The 1,928-nt window shown below is 63.6% G+C and carries 2 protein-coding genes; both read left to right on the top strand.

The annotated features are described in order from the left end of the window. Positions 1–590, top strand: a 590-nt coding sequence (locus tag U9R81_RS15185) for a nitrogenase component 1 (RefSeq protein ID WP_322496275.1), incomplete at its 5' end; no start/stop codon positions are given. Continuing rightward, positions 587–1,928, top strand: a 1,342-nt coding sequence (locus U9R81_RS15180) for a nitrogenase component 1 (RefSeq protein ID WP_322496274.1), incomplete at its 3' end; no start/stop codon positions are given. The genes U9R81_RS15185 and U9R81_RS15180, both read left to right, overlap by 4 nt.

The raw sequence follows: 1,928 nt of genomic DNA, 5'->3' as shown, positions 1-1,928 counted from the left end.
TGGTCAGCGGCGCGCCGATCGGCGCCGAGGGGAGCGCGGCATGGCTGCGCGCCATTGGGGCGGCGCTCGACCTTGATGAAGATGTAGTCGAGCGGGTGGCCGCCGAAGAGGAAGCCGCCGCGCGCGGCTTTTTGGCCAGCAAGCCGCTGCAAGGCGCGACTATTCTCGTTTCCGGCTACGAGGGCAACGAGATGCTCTATGCCCGCTTGCTGATCGAAGGCGGTGCGCGGGTGCCTTATGTCAGCACCAGTATCGGCCCCAGCGCCCTCACTGCCGCCGATGAAGCATGGCTGAAGGCCCACGGCACCGAGGCGGTGATCTACCGCAAGACGCTCGAAGACGATCAGGCGGCAATGGCGCGCTGGTCGTTCGATCTGGTGATCGGCACCACCACGCTGGCCGCCTACGCCAAAGAAAAGGGCATTCCGTCGGTCTACTACACCAATATTCTCAGCGTGCGCCCGCTCTTCCTCGCCGGCGGCATGGTCGCGTCGCTCAACTTTGTGCGCGACCTACTCAACCGCAAACCGATCTACGACCGCATGCTGGCGTTCTTCGAGGGTGATGAGGGCCGGGAGGCGAACCAATGAGCATTACCTTGATCCGTGATATTTCCGATACCAGCAGCTACTGGGGCGCGTCGTGGGTGTTTGGCTGCTTCTCCGACGTGCATATCGTGTGCGATGCGCCGATCGGCTGCTACAACCTGCTCGGTATGGCCGTCACCGATTATACTGACGCGCTGCCGCACATGGCCAACCTGACGCCGACCTCCATCCGCGAAGAGGATGTGATCAACGGCACGGCCAAGGCGCTGATCCGCACGATTGACGATCTGCGCACGATGGGGATGCTGGCAGGCAAACGGCTGCTGGTGGTTTCAACCGCCGAGAGCGAGATGATCAGCGCCGATCACGCCCAACTGGTGGCGCAGATCGATCCTGAAGCGCGGTTCTTCTGGAGCCAGTCGCTCGAACAGGACGAGTGGACGGGGCGCGAGCGAGCGTTGTTGTTTGCGTGGGAACAGTACGGCAAGCCGTTTGTGCCGGCGGATGTCCAACCTCGCCCGCGCACGGTCAATATCATCGGCCCCTCGTTGGGATGTTTCAACGCGCCCAGCGACCTCTACGAACTCAAACGGTTGATCACCGGCATCGGCGCCGAGATTAACCTCGTTTACCCCTATGAAGGCAGCATCGCTACCACCCCCAAGCTGGTGGAAGCGTCGGTTAACGTGGTGATGTACCGCGAGTTTGGCCAAGGTCTGGCCGAAGCCTTGGGCCGCCCCTACCTCTTCGCGCCGTTTGGCGTCTTTGGCACTACCGCCTTCCTGCGCGAACTCGGCCAACTGCTTGGGATCGATCCGGCGCAGGTCGAGGCGTTTATTGCGCATGAAAAGCGCACCACCCTGCAACCAGTGTGGGATCTGTGGCGTGGCCCGCAGAGCGACTGGTTTGCCACCGTCGATTGCGCGATCGTCGCTGCGCGCAGCTACGCCGACGGTCTGCGCAGTTTCCTCGGCGACGAGCTGGGTATGAAGATCGCGTGGGTGTCGGGTCGGCCCCGCCGCGAGGACGAGCCGGACAATATCGAGATCCGGAAGCGGCTGCATACCAAAGCGCCGGCGTTCGTGTTCGGCAGCATCAACGAGAAGATCTATCTGGCCGAGGCCAACGCCCGCGGCACCCACTACATCCCGGCCACCTTCCCCGGCCCGGTGGTGCGGCGCACGACCGGTACGCCGTTTATGGGGTATGCCGGCGCAGCCAACCTCATGCAAGAGCTGGTCAACCGCTTCTATGAGACGGTGATCAACTTCTTGCCGGTCGAGACGGTGACACCGGCCGCCGGCGGCCCGCCCAAGCCGAGCGGGGCCGAGACCATGCCGTGGACGAAGGAGGCGACCGACCGGCTGAATGCGGCGCTCG

This window comes from Chloroflexus sp. (genome assembly GCF_034435895.1).
Classification (GTDB): domain Bacteria; phylum Chloroflexota; class Chloroflexia; order Chloroflexales; family Chloroflexaceae; genus Chloroflexus.
This window is presented reverse-complemented; position numbering and strand designations above follow the sequence as displayed.